The organism is Xanthomonas hortorum (assembly GCF_011305375.1).
Classification (GTDB): Bacteria; Pseudomonadota; Gammaproteobacteria; order Xanthomonadales; family Xanthomonadaceae; genus Xanthomonas; species Xanthomonas hortorum_E.
In genome coordinates, this window is sequence record NZ_VCME01000032.1 from 38332 (window position 1) to 57461 (window position 19130).

The following is a 19130-nucleotide window of genomic DNA, read 5'->3' on the forward strand; positions in this document are numbered from 1 at the left end:
GTCATGTCGGCATGGAACGATCCCCATGAGCTCGCCCGTGGCCTCTGACACCGAACTGGAAATCCAGCGCCACGCCCCCGCAGGTACCGATGCGCTGCACACCGATCCTGCGCAAATCGACCAGACGCTGCACGCCGAGCTCGCAGCGGACCTGGGCATCCCGACCGCACATCTGGAGGCGCACGCCAATCTGATCCAGCTGGGCATGGACTCCATGCACCTGATGGCGTGGCTGAACCGGCTGCGCCAACGTGGCCACAAGGTCACGCTGCGAGAGCTCTATGCCGCGCCCACGTCAGCCGGGTGGAGCCACCTGCTGCGGCACAAGACCGGTGCCGTGCACGCGCCAGCCATCGCGCCGCCGGAGTGGCCGCAGATGCGCGACGGCGAGGCCTTCGAGCTGACGCCGGTGCAGCATGCCTATCTGGTCGGCCGCTCCCCGCAACAAACGCTCGGCGGGGTCGGTTGTCACCTCTACCAGGAATTCGATGGCGCCGGTCTTTCCAGCCAGACGCTGGAATCGGCGGTGCAGGCGCTGATTCAGCGCCATCCGATGCTGCGCGTGCATTTTCGCAGTGATGGGCTCCAGCAATACCACGCGCAATCCCGGTGGCCCGGTCTGGCCATCCACGACCTGCGTGCAATGGACGCCGCCGCGCGCGACGCCGCCCTGCTGGATCTGCGCGAACGGCTCGGGCACCGCGTGCTGGCCGTCGAGCGCGGCGAAACCATCGATGTCCAGCTTTCGCTGCTGCCTGATGGCCGCCATCGGCTGCACGTCAACATCGACCTGCTGGTGCTCGACGCCGCCAGCTTCACCCTGGTGTTCGAAGAATTGGCCGCACTGCTGCGCGGCGACACGCTTGCGGCGCCCGATCCCGGTTACGACTTCCGCAGCTATCTGGCCCAACTGCAGCACCAGACCGGACCCGCCCGCGAGCGTGCGCAGCGCCACTGGCTCGAGCGGCTGGGCACCCTGCCACGCGCACCGGCGCTGCCGCTGGCCTGCGAACCCGAGCGAATCGAATCGGTCCGCATCCGCCGGCACCGCGCCGAACTGGCGCCTGCCGACTGGGAGCGCTTCAAGACCCATGCCGGCGCCAGCGGCGTGACGCCGACCATGGCGCTGGCGACCTGCTTCGGCGCCGTGCTGGCGCGCTGGAGCAATCAGCCGCGTCTGTTGCTCAACCTCACCCTGTTCGACCGCCAACCGCTGCATCCGTCGGTCGAGCGCATGATCGCCGACTTCACCAATGTGCTGCTGCTGGACCTATGCGGCGAAGGCGCCGCGTTCGACACGCTCGCGCAACGCAATCAGGACGCCTTCGCAGACGCTTACGAACATCGCCACTGGTCGGGCGTGGAACTGCTGCGCGAGTTGCGCAAGCAGCAGACCCATCCGCACGGTGCGCCGGTGGTATTCACCAGCAACCTCGGCCGCCCGCTGTACGGCGATGACACCGGCCAGATGCTGGGCGAACCCGGTTGGGGCATCTCGCAGACGCCGCAGGTCTGGATCGACCATCTGGCGTTCGAGCACGGCTCGGCGCTGTGCCTGCAGTGGGACAGCAACGCGACGCTGTTCCCGCAGGGTCTGGTCGATACCTTGTTCGAGGCCTACATGGCCCTGGTCCGCCGCCTGGTCGACGACGCGGACGCGTGGCACATGCCATTGCCGGACCCGCTGCCGGCCACCCAGCGCCAGGTGCGCGCGCGAATCAACGCCACTGCGCAGCCGGTCCCGCCCGGGCTGCTGCATCAGGGTTTCTTCGCCGCCGCCGCGCACAGCCCGCAGGCGGTCGCGATGATCCACGGCACCCGCTCGCTGAGCTATGCCGCATTGGCTGAGCAGGCGCGGCGTTGCGCCGGAGCGCTTGTCGGCCAGGGCGTGCGCCCCGGCGACACGGTCGCCATCGTCATGTCCAAGGGCATCGGACAGGTAGTCGCGGTGCTGGGGGTGCTGTCTGCCGGTGCGGTCTACGTGCCGGTCGCACGCGACCAGCCGGCGCAACGTCGCCGCAAGATCCTGCGCGACGCCGGTGTAGCCGTGGTGCTGACCTGCCGCGACGACGCACAGCCCGGCGCCGCGCAGGACACCGACCCCACCGATCCCCCGGTGCTGTGCTGGCAGGAGGCCATCGGCCATGCGCCCATGTCCGCCCCCATCGACGTGGACCCGGAACATCCCGCCTACGTCATCTACACCTCCGGCTCGACCGGCACGCCGAAGGGCGTGACCATCTCGCACCGCGCCGCGCTCAATACCTGCGCCGACATCAACCAGCGCTACCGGCTGGCGGCCGGCGACCGCGTGCTGGCGCTGTCGGCACTGCACTTCGATCTCTCCGTATTCGACATCTTCGGTCTACTGGCGGCCGGTGGCGCCCTGGTGCTCGTCGACGAAGCGCAACGCCGGGATCCCGCCGCGTGGTGCAAGCTCATCGACAGCCACCGCATCACGGTCTGGAACAGCGTGCCGGCGTTGTTCGACATGCTGCTGACCTACAGCGAGGGCCTGCAGCTGCAGGCGCCAGAGCGGCTGCGCCTGACACTACTGTCCGGCGACTGGATCGGGCTGGACCTGCCGCAACGCTACCGGGCGTTCCGCCCCGACGGGCAGTTCGTCGCGATGGGCGGCGCGACCGAAGCGGCGATCTGGTCGAACGCCTGTGACGTGCAGGACGTGCCACCGCAGTGGCGCTCGATCCCCTACGGCACCCCGCTGGCCAACCAACGCTACCGGGTGGTCGACGAGCACGGCCGCGACTGCCCCGACTGGGTGCCGGGCGAGCTGTGGATCGGCGGCGAAGGCGTCGCCTTGGGCTACTTCAACGATCCCGAGCGCACCGCCCGGCAGTTCGTCGCCAGCGCCGATGGCCGCTGGTACCGCACCGGCGACATGGGCTGCTACTGGCCCGACGGCACCCTGGAATTCCTTGGCCGCCGCGACACCCAGGTCAAGATCGGCGGCCACCGCATCGAGCTGGGCGAAATCGAGACCGCCCTGCAGCGCGTCGACGGGGTGCGTCAGGCCGTGGCGATGGCGGTCGGCGAGCGCGATAAATCGCTGGCCGCCTTCGTCGTGGCCCAGGGCGATGCATTGCACAGCCTGCGCCACGCCGACCCTGCACTGCCGGCCGACTATGCCGCCCTGTTTGCGCCGATTGCCGCCGAGGCGACGCGTGAGCCGGAGCTCGAACGCCTGGTCGCCGACTTTGTGCTCGAGCATCTCCGCCGACAGGGTCTGGACTTCACTGCACCGACCGATGTCGATGCGATCGTCCTCCAAATGGGCATTGCACCGCGCTGGCGCGGCTTGCTGCAACGCTGGCTGGACCTGCTGGTCAGCCAGCAGCGCCTCGACCACGCTGCGCAAGGCCAGGGCTACGTTCGCGGGCTGCGCCACCATCAGGCGCCCTGGCAACCTGCGAGCGGCGACCCGCTCAGCGCAACCGCCGAGGCCCTGCTCGCTCACCATGACGCCCTGGCACTGATTCTGCGCGACCAACGGCCGGCCTTCACCCTGCTTGAGCATGCAGTCTGGGCGCCCGAGCGGCTGCTGTTGCAAAGCCGGGGCACGCCTGCCGCAATCGATGCGCTGGCCGCTGCGCTCAAGGCGCTGTCGCAGACGTTGGGCCGCCCGGTACGCGCTGTCGAGATCGGAGCTCGCACCGGTCTGGCCGCCGAAACGCTGCTGCGCCGCCTGGGCGTGGACCAGCTCAGCTACACCGCGCTGGAGGCCTCGCAGGACATGGTGCTGCGCGCAACCGAGCGGCTTGCCGCCTACCCGCATGCCTGCGTCAGGCGCTGGGAGCGCGCCGCGCAGATCGAGTTGGCCCACCGCGCCGACCTGGTGTGGTCCTGCAACGCCTTGCACCGGCTTGGCGATGACGCACTGGACGCCCTCGCCACGCTGGCGGCGCCGGCGGCGCTGATCCACGTGCTCGAGTTGCGCAGTGCCTCCTGCCTGGCCCTGGTCAGCGCCGACCTGCTGGCGCAGGACGGGGAAGCACTCGGCAGCCGTCTGCGCGACGCTGCCGGGTGGCAGGCCGCCTTCCGGCAGCGCGGCCTGCACGATGCCCTGGTCGATGCGGCAGGCGATCAGCAACGCTTCGTGCTGCGTGCGCCTGCGCAGCTGCGCCAGCCCGATCCGCGCAAACTGTCGACGGCGCTGGCCGCACAGTTGCCTGCCTATATGGTGCCGCAGCGACTGGTCTTCCTGGACGCGCTGCCGCTCACCGCCAACGGCAAGGTCGATCACCAGGCCCTGCGCACGCTCTGCCAACCCGCCCAGCCGGCCGAAGCCGCACTAGAACCGCCCTGCGGCGATGCCGAGATCGCCATCGCCGCCGCGTGGCGCGCGCTGCTGCAGGCGCCGGAGCTGCACCGGCATAGCCACTTCTTCCAGCTCGGCGGCGACAGCCTGCTGGCAACCCGCCTGATCGGCGCACTGGACCAGGCCGGCTTCGATGCCCGCCTGGGCGATCTGTTCGACTACCCCACGCTGGCCACCTTTGCGACCACCGTGCAAACGCGAGGCGATCGTGGTGCCGAGCAGCTGCGACCCGACCCGAACGCGCGGCACACACCGTTCGCGCTCACCGAGGTGCAGCAGGCCTACCTGGTGGGACGCCAGCCCGGCTTCCCGCTCGGCGGCGTCGGCGCGCATTTCTTTATTGAATTCGAGGTCGCCGACCTCGACGTGCCCCGCTTCGAGGCCGCCTGGAACCGCCTGATCGCCCGCCACGACATGCTGCGCGCGGTGGTACGCGAGGGCCGGCAGCAAGTGCTGGCCGAGGTACCGGCGTTCACCTTGCAGCGTCATCGCGTCGCGCATTTCGACCACGCCGAGGCCAGCGCGCTGTATGCGCGGCTGTCCCGGCAGGTGCTCGATCCGACGCGCTGGCCGGTCTTCGACGTGCAGGCGGCCGAGGACGGCAGCGGCACCAGCCGCGTGTTCGTCTGCCTCGACAACCTGCTGCTGGACGGGCTGAGCATGCAGATCCTGCTGGCCGAGCTGGAGCAGCTCTACGCCAACCCCGAGCGTGCGTTGCCGCACATGGAGATCGGCTTTCGCGATTATCTGGTGCATCTCGCCGGCCAGCCACCCAGCGACGCCTCGCTGGCGTACTGGCAGCGGCGACTGGACCGCCTGCCGGCCGCGCCGCAACTGCCGCTGCGTCGCGATCCGGACGCTATCGGCGTGCCGCACTTCGTGCGCCTGTCCGACCGCCTCACCGTGGCCGAATGGACTGCGCTCAAGGCCTACGCCAAACAGGCAGGGCTGACGCCGTCGGCGTTGTTGTTGTCCGCCTACGCTGCGGTGCTGTCGGCGTGGAGCGCGGACAAAGACTTGTGCGTGAACCTCACCCTGTTCGACCGGCGCCCGCTGCATCCGCAGATCGACGCCGTGCTGGGCGACTTCACCTCGCTGCTGCTGGTGGCCTGGCAGCCCGCTACAGAAGACTGGCGCTCCAGCGCCCAGCAGCTGCAGCAGCGCCTACGGCAGGACCTGGTGCATCGCGATGTCTCGGCCATCCGCGTCATGCGCGAGCTGGCGCAGCGCCGCGGCCAGTCGGCGGCGGCCATGCCGGTGGTCTTTACCAGCGCGATTGGGTTTGCCGGCGACCGCTTCCTGGCGCAGGCCGCAGCGCTCAAACCACGCCGGGGCATCTCGCAGACGCCGCAGGTCTGGCTGGACCACCAGGTCTACGAGTCCGAAGGTGAGCTGCGCTTCAACTGGGACGCGGTGGAAGCGCTGTTCGACCCGGCGCAGCTGGCGGCCATGTTCGACCAGTACGCGGCGCTGCTGCACCGCCTTGCCGGCGATCCCGGCGCCTGGGATCTGGCGCTCGACGTGCTGGTACCGCGGGCGCAGGGACACGCCACCGCACGTGTCGCAACGGCGCCGCTCGCCCCAGCGACCACCGCACCTGCTGCCGCCCAGCCGCCAGCGGCCGATGCGGCGCTGGTGGACACGCTGCGTGCGCAGTTCCAACGCGCCACCGAGCTGCCGATCGCGGCTCGGCAAAGCTTCTTCGAAGCCGGGGCCTCCTCGTTGCAGCTGGTGCAGTGGCACATCCAGCTGCGCCAGGCCGGGCACGACCGTCTCGCGGTGACCGACCTGTTCGCACATGCCACGCCATATGCGCTGGCGCTGCATCTGGCTGGATTGGCCAGCGCCGCCCCTGCCACCGCCCCCTTGCCGGAGCCGGGTCGGCAGACCTTGCTGGACCAGCGCAAGGCGCGTGCGCAGCGTCGACGGGGAGACGCGTGATCGTGCGCTACGTGCCGCATTGGTGCTACTACCTGCACCAGGGCATGCTCACCGCCCTGGTGATGCAGGGCGTGGTCGGCTACTACCGCCACGCGGGACTGGACCTTGCACAGCTCAGTTGGCTGTCGCTGGCGATGCTGCCCTGGGTCGGCAAGTTCCTGTGGGCGCCCTGGTGCGAGCGGAATGCGCTGTCGCTGCGCGGCAACCGCTTCCTCGGCAGTCTGGTGCTGTTGCAGCTCGGCATGGCCGCGTTGCTGACCGGCATCGCGCTGATCGCGCCCACCCTGACCGACCCCACCCGCTCCACCGCCGTGGTGGTCTGCGCGCTGATGCTGCTGACCTTGCTGTCGGCCAGCCATGGCATCTATGCCAACGGCATCGTCATCTGCACCACCGACACAGGCAGCCGCCCGCTCGCCAATGCCGCCCAGGTCGGTGGCAGCTACCTGGGCATTCCGCTGGGCGTGTTCGGCTTCCTGGCGGTGGCGCAGCAGGCCGGCTGGACTGCCGGCTTCCTGTGCATGGCGGGGGTGTCGCTGCTGCTGCTGATCCCCGTGCTGCTGGTGCGTCAACCCATTGCGCACCGCATGCTTCCCGCGCAACCCCGGTTCGATCCCGCCGGCCTGCGCATGCTGTGGCCGGCGCTGGCGCTGACCGCCATCTACTACCTGGCCATGCGCGGCCTGATGGCGCTGCAGACCGTGCTGCTGGTGGACCAGGGACTGAGCCTGGTCGCGCTGGGTCAGGCGATCACCGTGTTCAGCACCGTCGCCAGCGGCCTGGGCGTGGTGCTCGGTGGCTGGTTCGCGCGGCGCGTCGGCGCAGCGCAAGGTCTGCTGCCGGTGATGCTGCTGCATGCCGCGCTGGCCTGCGCGATCGCGCTGGGCTATTCGCATTTCGGGCTGAGCGCCTGGCTGGTGGTGTTCGGACTGGTCAATACCGCCGCCGCGATCGGCTTTGTGATGCTCTACAACGTGCTGATGGGCCTGGTGCGCCCGCACCAGCCGGCCTCCGATTACGCGCTGTTCCAGTCGCTGGACATGGCTGTCGCCCTGGCAGCGTCCATGGCAACCCTGCGCATTGCGCACCACGCCGGTTACCAGAGCGCCCTGACCCTGCTCGCCGCAGTCGCCGTGCTGTGCCTATGGCCTGCCAGCCGGTTGCGTCACCGCTTCTCCCGGAGCGCACTCGCGGAGCCGGCAGCCCCTCACGACACCTGCCTGAGCCCCCGCAATGGATGACGCTTCGCCCCGCAACGCGCAACCCGATTTTCGCGCCCTGGTGACCCAGCACTACCCCGGCTGCGATCCGGTCGCGGTGATCGGCCACGCCGGCCGCTTTGCCGACTCTCCCGATAACGAAGCGCTCTGGCACAACCTCGTGAACGGGCAGGCCTGCAGCCACCACTTCTCGCGGCAGCAACTGCTCGATGCCGGCCTGCCGGCCTCCACCGTCGATGCGCCCAACTTCGTCGGCGTCGGCAGCGTGGTCGCCGATGCCGATGCCTTCGATGCCGACCTGTTCGGCTATTCGCGCCAGGAAGCCGAATCGATCGACCCGCAGCAGCGGCTGTTCCTGCAGATCGCCTGGCATGCCCTGGAGCACGCCGGCTATGCCCCCCGCCAGGTCCCCCACAAGACCGGCGTGTTCGGTTCCGCCCGGGTCAGCACCTATCCGGGCAAGGAACCGCTGCGCATTGCCGAGGTGGCGCAGGTCAAGGGCCTGCAATCGTTGATGGGCAACGACAAGGACTACGTGGCCACCCGTGCGGCCTACAAGTTGAACCTGCACGGTCCGGCGATCTCGGTGCAGACCGCCTGTTCCAGCTCGCTGGTGGCGGTGCACATGGCCTGCGAGAGCCTGCGCGCCGGCGAATGCGACATGGCGGTGGCCGGCGGGGTGGCGGTGTCGTTTCCCCAGCACTCCGGCTATCTGCACCAGCCGGGCATGATTTTTTCCCCCGATGGCCTGTGCCGGCCGTTCGACGCCCAGGCCCAGGGCACCTTCGGCGGCAACGGGGCCGGCGCGGTGGTGTTGCGCCGCCTGGCCGACGCGCTGCGCGACGGCGACCCGATCGTCGCGGTCGTCCTCGGCAGTGCCGTCAACAACGACGGCGGTCGCAAGGTCGGTTACACCGCGCCCTCGGTCGCCGGCCAGAGCGAGGTGATCCGCGAGGCAATGACGCTGGCAGGCGTGGAGAGCCGGCAGATCGGACTGATCGAGGCGCACGGTACCGCCACCCCACTGGGCGACCCGATCGAAGTGGAAGCACTGCGTGCGGTGTTCCACGGGCGCGACGACGGCCCGGCCTGCGCGCTGGGCTCGGTCAAGAGCAACCTGGGGCATCTGGATACCGCCGCCGGCATCGCCAGCCTGCTCAAGGCGGTGTTGGCGGTGGAGCGCGCGATCATTCCGCCGTGCCTGCATTTCCGCAGCCCCAATCCGGCGCTGCGACTGGAAGACAGCCCCTTCCACGTCCCCACCCAGGCCGAACCGTGGCGCGCGCCGATCCGCTGCGCCGGCGTGTCCTCGTTCGGCATCGGCGGCACCAACTGCCACCTGATCGTCGCCTCGCTGGCCGAACCACTGCGCGCAGCCGCGTCGGCAACCGGCACGGATGCCGATGCCATCCACACCGGCACCCTGCTGCTCAGCGCCGCCAGCGAAACCGCGTTGCGGCGTCTGGCCGGTGCCTATGCGCAGGCGCTGGACCACGCGCCGCCGGTCGATCTGGCCCACACCGCGTTGCACGGCCGCCAGTTGCAGCTCGGCTTCCGGCTGGCCACGTCGCTGTCGGAGGAAACCGCTGCCGCACTGGCCGCCTGCGCCGCCGGCGAGGACGACGTGCTGCTGCAGCGGGGAGATGGCGAGCCCGGCAAGCAGGCCTGGCTGTTCACCGGCCAAGGCTCGCACTGGCCCGGTATGGGCCAGGCGCTGTATCGGCACTCGCCCGCCTTCGCTGACCGCCTTGAGCACTGCCTGGCCGCCTGCGAAAGCAGCGACCAGCCGCTCACGCCCTCGCTGCGCGAGGCCTTGCTGGGGCAGCATGGCGAGCTGCTGGAACGCACCGACTACGCACAGCCGGCGATCGTCGCCTTCGAACTGGCAATGGCCGCGCATTGGCAATCGCTGGGACTGCAGCCGGACCTGGTGCTGGGCCATTCGGTGGGCGAATTCGCTGCCGCGGTGGTCGCCGGGCACTACCCGGCCGATGCGGTGATGCGCCTGGTCTGCCTGCGCGGCGCGCTGATGCAGCGCTGCAGCGGCGGCGGCATGCTGTCGGCTTTTGCCGACCACGCCACCTTGCTGCCGCTCGCCGCGCCGCTCGGCCTGGAACTGGCCGCCTGCAACGGCGATCGCCATCTGGTGTTCTCCGGCGAGCACGAAGCCATCGACGCGTTCGTCGCGGCGCTGGACGCACGCCAGATCCGCTGCAACCGGCTGACGGTCGCAGGCGCGGCGCATTCCCGGCAGCTCGACCCCATCCTGGACGACTTCCAGCGCGCGGCGGCCAGCCTGCGCGCCGCGCCGGGCCGCCTGCCGCTGATCTCCACGCTGACCGGCGAGGTCATCGACGCGCAAGGACTCGACGCACCCGACTACTGGCGCCGTCACCTGCGCGAGCCGGTGCGGTTCATCCAGGCCCTGCGTACCGCGACCGCACAGGGTGCTGGCATCTTCCTGGAACTGGGCCCGGACGCCCCGCTGACCGGCATCGGCAGCCGCGAACTGGCGGACACGGCGACCTGGATCGCGAGCGCCCGGCGCCATCAACCCGCGCCGGCCCAGTTGCAGCACGCCCTGCTGCAGCTGTACGCGGCCGGCGTAGAGCTGCCCTGGCAGACCCTGCTGCCTTCATCGGGCCGCAGGATCCACGCACCGCTGTACCCGTTCGACACCGAGCGCTACTGGCGCGAAAGCGAACAGGCACCCGTGTCCGGATCTGTGGCGCAGGCGTCCTGCGTCGGTTCCGGCGCACTGGAGGCCGGCCGGCGCATCGCCCTGCAGGCCGCCACCCAACTCGATCTGCCACGCTTGCATGCGCTGTACGCCTGCGTGACCAAGCTGCACGCCATCGACGTCGATGCGCTGGTGCGGCGCTGCGTCGGCGCGCGCATCGAGCGAGGCGCGAGCGTACTGGAGGTGCTGCGTGGCGGGCGCCTGCTGCCGCGCCACCGCCAGTTGCTCACCCGCCTGCTCGATGCCTGTGTCGAGGATGGCTACTACCGCCGCGACAACCATCGCTACAGCGCCGCTGCCGCGCTTCCGCAGGAGCCGCGCACGGCGCTGATCGAGACGCTGCGCGCCTGCTGCGAAGGTCTGGACGTCATCGCCGATACCGTCGCCCGCGCCGGCGAGCAGCTGTACGCGATGATGAGCGGTCAGGTGGAGCCGGTCGCGGTTATCTTTCCCGAGGGCGCATCCGCCGGTGTCGAAGTGCTCTACCAGGACTTCAGCTTCGGGCGCTACTTCAACCAGATCGCCGCCGGCACGCTGGCCGGTCTGATGCAGGAACGCCAGGCGCAGCGCCGCCAGCACCAGCCATACCGCATCCTCGAGGTCGGTGGCGGGACCGGCGGCACCACCGCATGGTTGTTGCCCGAGCTGGCCGATCAGCCCGCCTTGCACTACGACTTCACCGACATCTCGGCGCTGTTCACCCGCCGCGCCGAGCGCAAGTTCGCCCAGTACGGCTTTGTGGCGTACCGCGAACTGGATCTGCAGCAGGACGCCCAGGCGCAAGGCTTCGAAGCTGCCGGCTACGACTTGATCGTGGCCGCCAACGTGATCCATGCCACCCAGCATGTCGGGCGCACCCTCGCCAACCTCTATCCACTGTTGAAGCCGGGCGGCCGCCTGCTGCTGCGCGAGATCACCCGGCCGATGCGCTTGTTCGATTTCGTGTTCGGCCCGCTGGTCGCACCGCTGCATGACGCCGCGGCCCGTGGCGGCGAATTGTTCCTCAGCACCGCGCGCTGGAAGCAACATTGCCTGGCCGCCGGTTTCGAACGCGTCGACTGGCTGCCGGAGGACGGCACCCCGACCGCAGCAATCAGCGAGCACATCCTGCTGGCGACCGCACCGGGGCAGGCGACGGACCTGGTGCTGCCCTGGCAGGCCGGCGCTAGCGACGGCATCCTCGGTCACGCGCTCACCGACGACGGCTGCTATCTGGCCGATTGGTCGGACTGCGCTGGTCAGGACGCGCGCTGGCAAGAGCGCGTGCATGCCGCGTGCGCCGAATTGGCGCGTCGCCACGGCAGCGGTCAGGCGTTGGTTCCGGCCAGCACCCCGGCAATGCCCAAGCGGCTGGCGCTGGTGCGGCTGCGCTGGCAGGCCGCCCCATTCGCTGCGCCGCAGGTCGGCATCGAGGCCGGCGACGCCCAGGATGGATGGCGCTTCACCCTGGCCGCCTGCGCTGCCGCGCCAGGTCTACCCGCGCCGCTGCCGGCCCCGGCCACGCATTACGCGTGGCAGTGGTCGGCCGCTGCCGACTCCGCCGCCACGCCGCCGCAATTCGCCCTGCGCGATGCCACCGCAGCGACTGTGGCGGCTCTGCACGCGGCGGGCGTTCGGCTTGCGCCACAGGCGCCGCAGGCATTGCTGATACTGGACAGCGGCGACCAGGATCCGCTGTCGGTCGTCACCCCGCTGCTGGCTGCGCTATCGGGCGACCGGCCGCTGGTGGTAGTCACCCGCTGTGCCTGGAAGATCGGCGCCGATACGCGTGTCGACCCGGTGCAACATGCGGCCTGGGGGCTGTTGCGGGTGGCCGCAGCCGAACAGCCCGCACGCGCGCTCGCGGTGGTGGACCTGGATGCCCAGACCGGCTGGGACGACCTGCTGCCGGCACTCGCAGCCGCGGCGGGGGGCCAGCGCTGGATCGCGGTGCGTGGCAAACGCGTGCTGCTGCCGCAGTTGGTTGCCCAGCCTCATTGCGCGCCCGCGTTGCCTCCTGCCGGCTTGACGGATGCGGGCTGGCACGTGGTGACCGGTGCCTTCGGCGGCCTGGGACGCCTCAGCGTGCAATGGCTTGCCCGGCATGGTGCACGCCGGATCGCGCTGCTGGCGCCGCGCGCCCCTGCGGACTGGGCGGACTTCCAGCACATGCTGAGCGAACGGAACGGTTGCCGGCTGCACTGGCTGCCATGTGACGTCGGCGATCCGGAGCAGCTCACCCAGGCACTGCAAACACTGCAGGCAGATGGCGGCATCGCCGGAGTCATCCACTCGGCGGGGCTGCTGCACGATGCGCCGTTGGCGTCGCTGGACCGCACCCTGATGGCACCGGTGGTGGCGGTGAAAGCGCAGGCCGCGCGCAGACTGCATGCCTGGCTGCAGGCACACCACGGACGCTATCTATTGCTGTATTCGTCGGCCGCCGCGGCATTGGGCGCCGCCGGCCAGGGTGCGCATGCGCTCGCCAGCGCCTACCTGGACGGGCTGGCCCTGGCGCAAGATCCGAACACCTTGCCCAAGGTCATCTCCATCGGTTGGGGCGCCTGGGGCGATACCGGCCGCGCCGTCGATCCCGCCCTGCAGAGTCAGCTCGCCACCAGCGGCATGGGACTGCTGACCAGCGCCGAAGGCCTGTGGCATCTGGACCAGGCGGTGATGCGCGCAGCGCCATACCGGCTGGCCATGCGTGTGCTGACCGAGCGCCTGGACCCCCAGCGTCGCGCCCTGCTGGCGCCCGTCGTCGGCACCGCCCCATCGGCTGCCAGCAACGCCAAAACCGCGCGCGCCGGCCACGCCACACCCGACCAGGCCACACCGTCGCCGGCCCCGACCGACCTCCACGACGCCGCAGCGGTGAGCGCCTGGCTGAGCGAGCGCATCGCCGCGCAACTGCGGCTGGACGATCCCAGCCGGCTTTCGCCCGGACGCGACCTGCTGCAGGTGGGGCTCGATTCGCTGTTGTTCCTGGAACTGAGCAGCGACATCCAGCGCCAGCTCGGCGTGCGCCTGGACGCCGAACGCGCGTATCGCGACCTCAGCGTGACCGGGCTCACCGCGCTGATCGCCGCGTTGGCCGGCGACCCCGCCTCCATGACCCCCACCGGGAAGGTGCCAGCCGCACTGGAGCACGACGCGCCCGGCCGCTACCAGCCGTTCCCGCTGACCGCGATCCAGCACGCCTACTGGCTCGGCCGCACCGACCTGATCGACTACGGCGGCGTGGCCTGCCATGTGCTGTTCGAATGGGACCTGCGCCACGACGCGTTCGACCTTGCGCGCCTGGAGCGCGCCTGGAACACGTTGGTGCAGCGCCACGACATGCTGCGCATGGTGGTGGATGCCGACGGCCAGCAGCGCATCCTCGCCCAGGTGCCGGTCTACCGGATCGAACGCCACGATCTGCGTGCGCTCTCTGCACAGCAGCGGCAGCAGGCGCTCGAAGACACCCGACAGGCGCTGTCCTATCGCGTACCGCCAACCGATCGCTGGCCCATGTTCGAACTGGTCGCCAGCGACCTGGATGGTCGGCATTACCGGCTGCACATGAACCTGGATCTGCTGATGTTCGACGTGCAGAGCTTCAAGGTCATGCTGGACGACCTGGCCCGCGCGTACCGCGGCGAGGACCTGCCGCCGCTGCCCATCACCTTCCGCGACTACGTGCTGGCCGAACAGGCCCGCCGCCAGGAGGACAGCTGGCAGGCGTCCTGGCAGTACTGGCAAGGCGTGCTCGCCGACCTCCCGCCCGCCCCGCGCCTGCCGCTGGCGGCCGCGCGTGCGCTGACCCAGCCGCGCTTCACCACCTATCAAACCCGGCTGGACGCGTCCGCCTGGGCGGCCCTCAAACAGGAATGGCAGCGCTGGGGCGTCACGCCGTCGGCAGCGCTGTTGACGCTGTTCGCCCACACCCTGGAGCGCTGGTCGCGGCAGCCGGATTTCACGCTCAACCTCACCTTCTTCGACCGCCGGCCGATCCACCCGCAGATCCGCGCGCTGATCGGCGACTTCACCTCGGTGCTGCTGGTGGACTTCGACCTCAGCCGTCCGGTCTCGCTGCGCGCCTCGATCGAACACACTCAGCAGCGGCTGTGGAAACGGCTCGCGCACAGCCAGGTCAATGGGGTGGAACTGCTGCGCGAACTCGGCAAGGGCCGCGGACATCAACGCCAGCCGCTGATGCCGGTGGTATTTACCAGCATGCTTGGCATGTCGCTGGACGGGCTGGCCATCGACCAGGCCCTGACCGGGCTGCTCGGCGATCCGGTACACGTGTTCACGCAGACCCCGCAGGTCTGGCTCGACCACCAGGTGATGGAGATCGATGGCGAACTGGTGTGCAGTTGGTACTGCATGGACGAGGTGCTCGAACACGGTGCGGCCCAGGCCATGTTCGAGGACTACCGCGCCGTGCTGGGCGCGGTGGCGGCGCAGCCGGAGGTGATGCAGCAGGCCGGAGTGATGCAGCTGCTGGACGGCGGCGGCATGGCCGCATTTGCGCGCGCGCCCTGGCCTGCACTGGTTCACGACGCCGGCATCGACCTGCGCGATCTCGAAGACGCCCTGCGCGAACGTAGCGACATCGTGCAGGCCGAGGCGGTGCCCGCATCAAAGGGCGACGGGCTCGACGTGCACCTGGTCGCCGCCGAGCGTGACTGCCTGCCCCCCGAGCAGGTGCCCTGCGATCCAGGCCCGCTCGCGCCGCTCGACACCGCGCACCAACAAGAGCTCGACTCGGCCTGGAGCTGGCTGGAATCACGCGCGGTGCGCGGCATCGCCGCGACCCTGCTGGGCCATGGGCTGTTCGAACGGCAAGGGCAGCGGCATCGTCTGGACGAGGTCCACGCCAGGCTGCGCGCGCTGCCCCAGTACCGCCGCCTGCTACGGCAATGGCTGCACCTGCTGTGCGCACGCGGCTGGCTGCGCCAGGACGGCGACGCCTTCGTCTGCGAACGCGCGTTTACCGACGATCCTGGCCCGGCACAAACGCCACCGGATGCGCCGTGGTGCCGCAGCATCGCCGGCTATCTGGACAGCTGCATCGACCAACATGCCGCCCTGCTCACCGGCGCCCGCTCGCCGCTGGAACTGCTGTTTGCCGACAGCGCTGCCACCACCCACGCGCTGTATATCGACAACCCTGCCTCGCGCTGCCTCAACGGGCACGCCGCACAGGTGGCGCGCGCGCTGAGCGAAGGGCGCTCGGACCTGCGTGTGCTGGAAGTCGGCGCGGGCATCGGCTCGACCACCCGGCAACTGCTGCCGGCGCTGGAGGGCCGGCTGGCGCAGTACCGGTTCACCGACGTCTCTACGCTGTTTCTGGACGATGCCCGCACGTTGTTCGCCGGTACTGCCCACATCGACTACGCCCTGCTCGACATCAACCGCCCGGTGGATTTCGACCAGCACCCCGCACAGGGCTATGACCTGATTTTCGCCGGGCAGGTGATGCACGACGCCAGCCATGTGGTGCGCACGCTGCGCCGACTCGGCATGCTGCTCAAGCCCGGTGGCCGGCTGATGCTGACCGAGGCCACCGAACGCGACAGCGCCTTGCAGATGGCCAGCGTCGGCTTTATCGAGGGCCTGGTCGGCTATCAGGACGCGCGCATTGTGGACGACAAGCCGATGCTCGACCTGCCGATGTGGCGCAGCGCCCTGGAGCAGGCCGGCTTCGGCATCGAATTGGCATGGCCGGAGCAGACGCCCTCGCCGCTGCGCCAGCACTTGATCGTCGCCCGCGCCGAGCGTATCGGCCGGCTCGACCTCGACGCGATCGCAGACGCCCTGCGCGCCCGCTTCGGCGCGCGCCTTCCCGCCCTGCAACTGCGCCAATGCGAACGCCTGGGTAGCACTGACGCCACTCCGGCAATACCGCCGGCAGCGCCTTCCACCGTTGCCGACACCCCACTGCGCGCCGGCACGCCGGACCACGGCGCAGCCGATCAGGCCGCGCTGGAGCGGCAGCTCGCCGAAATCTGGCAGGAACTGCTGGCACGGCCGATCCAGCGCGACAGCGATTTCTTCCAGTGCGGCGGCGACAGCCTGATCGCCACGCGGATGATTGCCCGGTTGCACCGGCAAGGCCTGCGCGGCGCCACCCTGCAGGGCTTGTTCGCCCATCCGGTCCTGGCCGCATTTTGCAGCCTGCTCGCGTCGCCGCGCGAGGCCGATAGCGGCCCTGCCCCCATCGCACTGGCACGCGGTAGCCAGGCCGGGCGCGCCTTCGTGTTGCATGCCTCAGATGGCGAACTCGGTGCCTATCTACCGCTGGCCAACGCCCTGGATACCGAGGTGTTCGGGCTGCAGGCCCCGGAGGTGGTGACCGCCGGGAGCCTGAACGCACTGGCCGCAAGCTATGCCGCTGCGATCGGCCGCATGCAGCCGCAGGAGCCGTCGACCTTGATCGGCTGGTCCTACGGCGCGTTCGTCGCCGCCGAAACCGCACGCCAGCTGCACCAGGCCGGCGCCAAGGTGGAGCTGGTGCTGATCGATCCGGTCTGCCGCGCCGACTTCGCCTTCTCCAACCGCGCCACGCTGCTCCGCCTGATCGCCAACGGCAGGCTCCAGGTGCCGCTGCCCGACGACCTGGAACAGCTCGACCCCGACGCGCAGCTCGCCTGCTTCGCGCGCAGCGCCGAAGCAGCCGGGGTGCTTGCCGTCCCCCGCGATCCCGCACAGGCGCGCGCCTGGATCGAGCGCATCGCGCGATTGCTGGAGATGCTGGCCCGGCATCCCGCGCCGGACCTGCTGCCGGTGCCGTGCCTGTGGCTGAGCGCGACCCGCCGCCCGGCGCACTGGACACCCGCCGAGCACGACTGGTCGTTGTGGGCGCCCCACGCCGAGCGGCACACGCTCGAGGCCGATCACTGGCAACTGCTGATGGACGACGGCAGCGCCCGACGCGCCGCTGGCCTGATCCGCCAGTGGCAACAACGCCCCCATTGCATCGCCGAGCACACCGCATGACCGCCTCCTCCCCTACCCCCCGGCGGGTGCTGATCGCCGGCGCCAAGTTCGGCGAGATGTACCTCAACGCCTTTCTGCAGGACCAGCCTGGTCTGGAACTGGCGGGCCTGCTGGCAACCGGCAGTGCACGCGCGCAGCAGTTGGCGCATGCCTTCGGGATTCCGCTGTATACCGCCATCGAACAACTGCCGGACGACATCGACATCGCCTGCGTGGTGGTGCGCTCCACCGTGGTGGGCGGCACCGGGACGGCGCTGGCCGAGGCCTTTCTGCGCCGCGGGATGCACGTGATCCAGGAGCACCCCCTGCACCCGGACGACGTCGCCCGCCTGCAGGCACTGGCGCATGCGCAAGGCCGGGTCTACTGGATCAACAGCTACTACGCACATACCCCGGCCGGCGCATGCTGGATCGATCGGGCGCACCGTGTGCGCCAGTTGCTGGACGGTGAGGCGGCGCATTTCGCCCAGCTCACCACTAGCCGGCAGCTGCTGTATTCGTCGCTGGACCTGGTGCTGCAGGCCTGCCAGGTCCCTGGCAGCGATGAAGACGTCGCTGTCGAAGCCACCGCCGACGAGGATCGAGCCTTCCGGCTGCTGCGGTTGAACCTGGGGCAGTGCCAGGCGTCGCTGCGCCTGCAGACCTATCTGGACCCGCAGGATCCGGACCTGCACAGTCTGGTCATGCACCAGCTCACGCTGGGCTGGCCGTCCGGGTATCTGTCGCTGGAAGCCAGTCACGGGCCGGTGCTGTGGACAGCGGCGCTGTACGACCCACACCACCACGACAGCGACCGCAGCGTGTACCAGCGCGCGCACGACCAGGACGAGGATCCGTTCGCGCGCCCCGCTACCCAGGTACTGCACCCGGCGTCGCCGGATTGGCGGCACAGCCTAGAGATCGACGGCCCTACCGGCGTGGGCCGGGTGCTGCAGCTGCTGTGCCAGCATCTGGATGGCGCTGCGCAGCCGCCGGCGTTCGGTCCGGATTACCAACTCGCCCTGGCCAGTCTGTGGCAACAGGTGCTGCGCTGCGCCGGCCCCGCCCACGCGCGCAGCCTGCCCGCGCCGCGCCTGCTCGACCTGCGCGACCTGCGCGACCTGCGCGAACCGGCCACGCCGGGCCACGCCGAACCGATCGCGGCTCGATGACCCACGGCGGCAGGCTGCGCACACTGGTGACCGCGCCGGACCCGGCGCTGCACGTGGTGCTGTGCCCGTTCGCCGGCGGCAGCGGCGCGGCCTTCCGCAGCTGGCACGGCATCGACGCAGGCGCGCTGCAGGTGTCCCTGGCGATCTATCCCGGCCGCGACCATCGCCTGCGCGAGGCGTGCAGCACGGACATCGGCACGCTCGCCGCCGACCTGGTCGCAGCGCTTGCCGAAGCGCACATCGCCCCGCAGCACGCAGTGCTCGCCGGCCACAGCATGGGAGCTCAGGTCGCGTTCGAGGCCTGTGCGCTGCTGGAACGGCAGGGGGAATCGCCGGCCGGCCTGGCGCTTTCCGGCTGCCACGCGCCCCACCTGCAGGGGCGACGGCTGCTCAGCCCATTGGACGACCGCGCCTTCCTGACGCAGTTGGTCGACATCGGCGGCTGCAGTGCCGAGTTGCTGGCCGAGCCTGCGCTGATGGCGCTGTTCCTGCCCATGCTGCGCGCCGACTTCCGCGCTACCGAACGTTACCACCGCCCCGCGTCATCGGACCGGCAGCGCCTGCGCACGCCCGCCTTGCTGATTCACGGCAGCAACGACGCCGAAGCCGATCACAGCGAGGTTGCGGCGTGGGCGCAGTGGCTACGCGAGGCCGACGGCCCGGTCTGCATCGCCGGCGACCACTTCTACGCCACCCGGCGGCCACGTGCCTTCCTGAGCCATCTGGCGCGCCGCTTCGCATTCCCCTCCACAGGCGTGACCCACGCCAGGTGACTT

5 protein-coding genes are annotated in these 19130 nt (G+C 70.2%); all 5 read left to right on the forward strand.

Annotated features, from left to right (window positions below; all coding sequences use genetic code 11):
- The first annotated feature begins 25 nt into the window (after positions 1-25).
- The 5 genes from FFY45_RS21340 to FFY45_RS21360 are packed head-to-tail and all read left to right on the forward strand — an operon-like array spanning position 26 to position 19127.
- A complete protein-coding gene (locus FFY45_RS21340; RefSeq protein WP_176341950.1) occupies positions 26-6277 on the forward strand; it encodes a non-ribosomal peptide synthetase in 6252 nt (2083 codons plus the stop codon).
- Positions 6274-7518, forward strand: a complete 1245-nt coding sequence (locus FFY45_RS21345) for an MFS transporter (protein ID WP_217902699.1) — start codon at positions 6274-6276, stop codon at positions 7516-7518. Before FFY45_RS21340 ends, FFY45_RS21345 begins: the two co-directional genes overlap by 4 nt.
- The gene (locus FFY45_RS21350) at positions 7511-17203 is read left to right on the forward strand and encodes a type I polyketide synthase (RefSeq protein WP_176341951.1); all 9693 of its coding nucleotides are present in this window, start codon (positions 7511-7513) and stop codon (positions 17201-17203) included. The genes FFY45_RS21345 and FFY45_RS21350 overlap by 8 nt, the downstream gene beginning before the upstream one ends.
- Positions 17200-18354: a Gfo/Idh/MocA family oxidoreductase gene (locus FFY45_RS21355; protein ID WP_176341952.1), complete on the forward strand. Its 1155-nt coding sequence runs from the start codon at positions 17200-17202 to the stop codon at positions 18352-18354. The genes FFY45_RS21350 and FFY45_RS21355 overlap by 4 nt, the downstream gene beginning before the upstream one ends.
- On the forward strand, positions 18351-19127 hold the full coding sequence (locus FFY45_RS21360) for a thioesterase II family protein (RefSeq protein WP_176341953.1): 777 nt from the start codon (positions 18351-18353) through the stop codon (positions 19125-19127). Before FFY45_RS21355 ends, FFY45_RS21360 begins: the two co-directional genes overlap by 4 nt.
- The last annotated feature ends 3 nt before the right edge of the window (positions 19128-19130 follow it).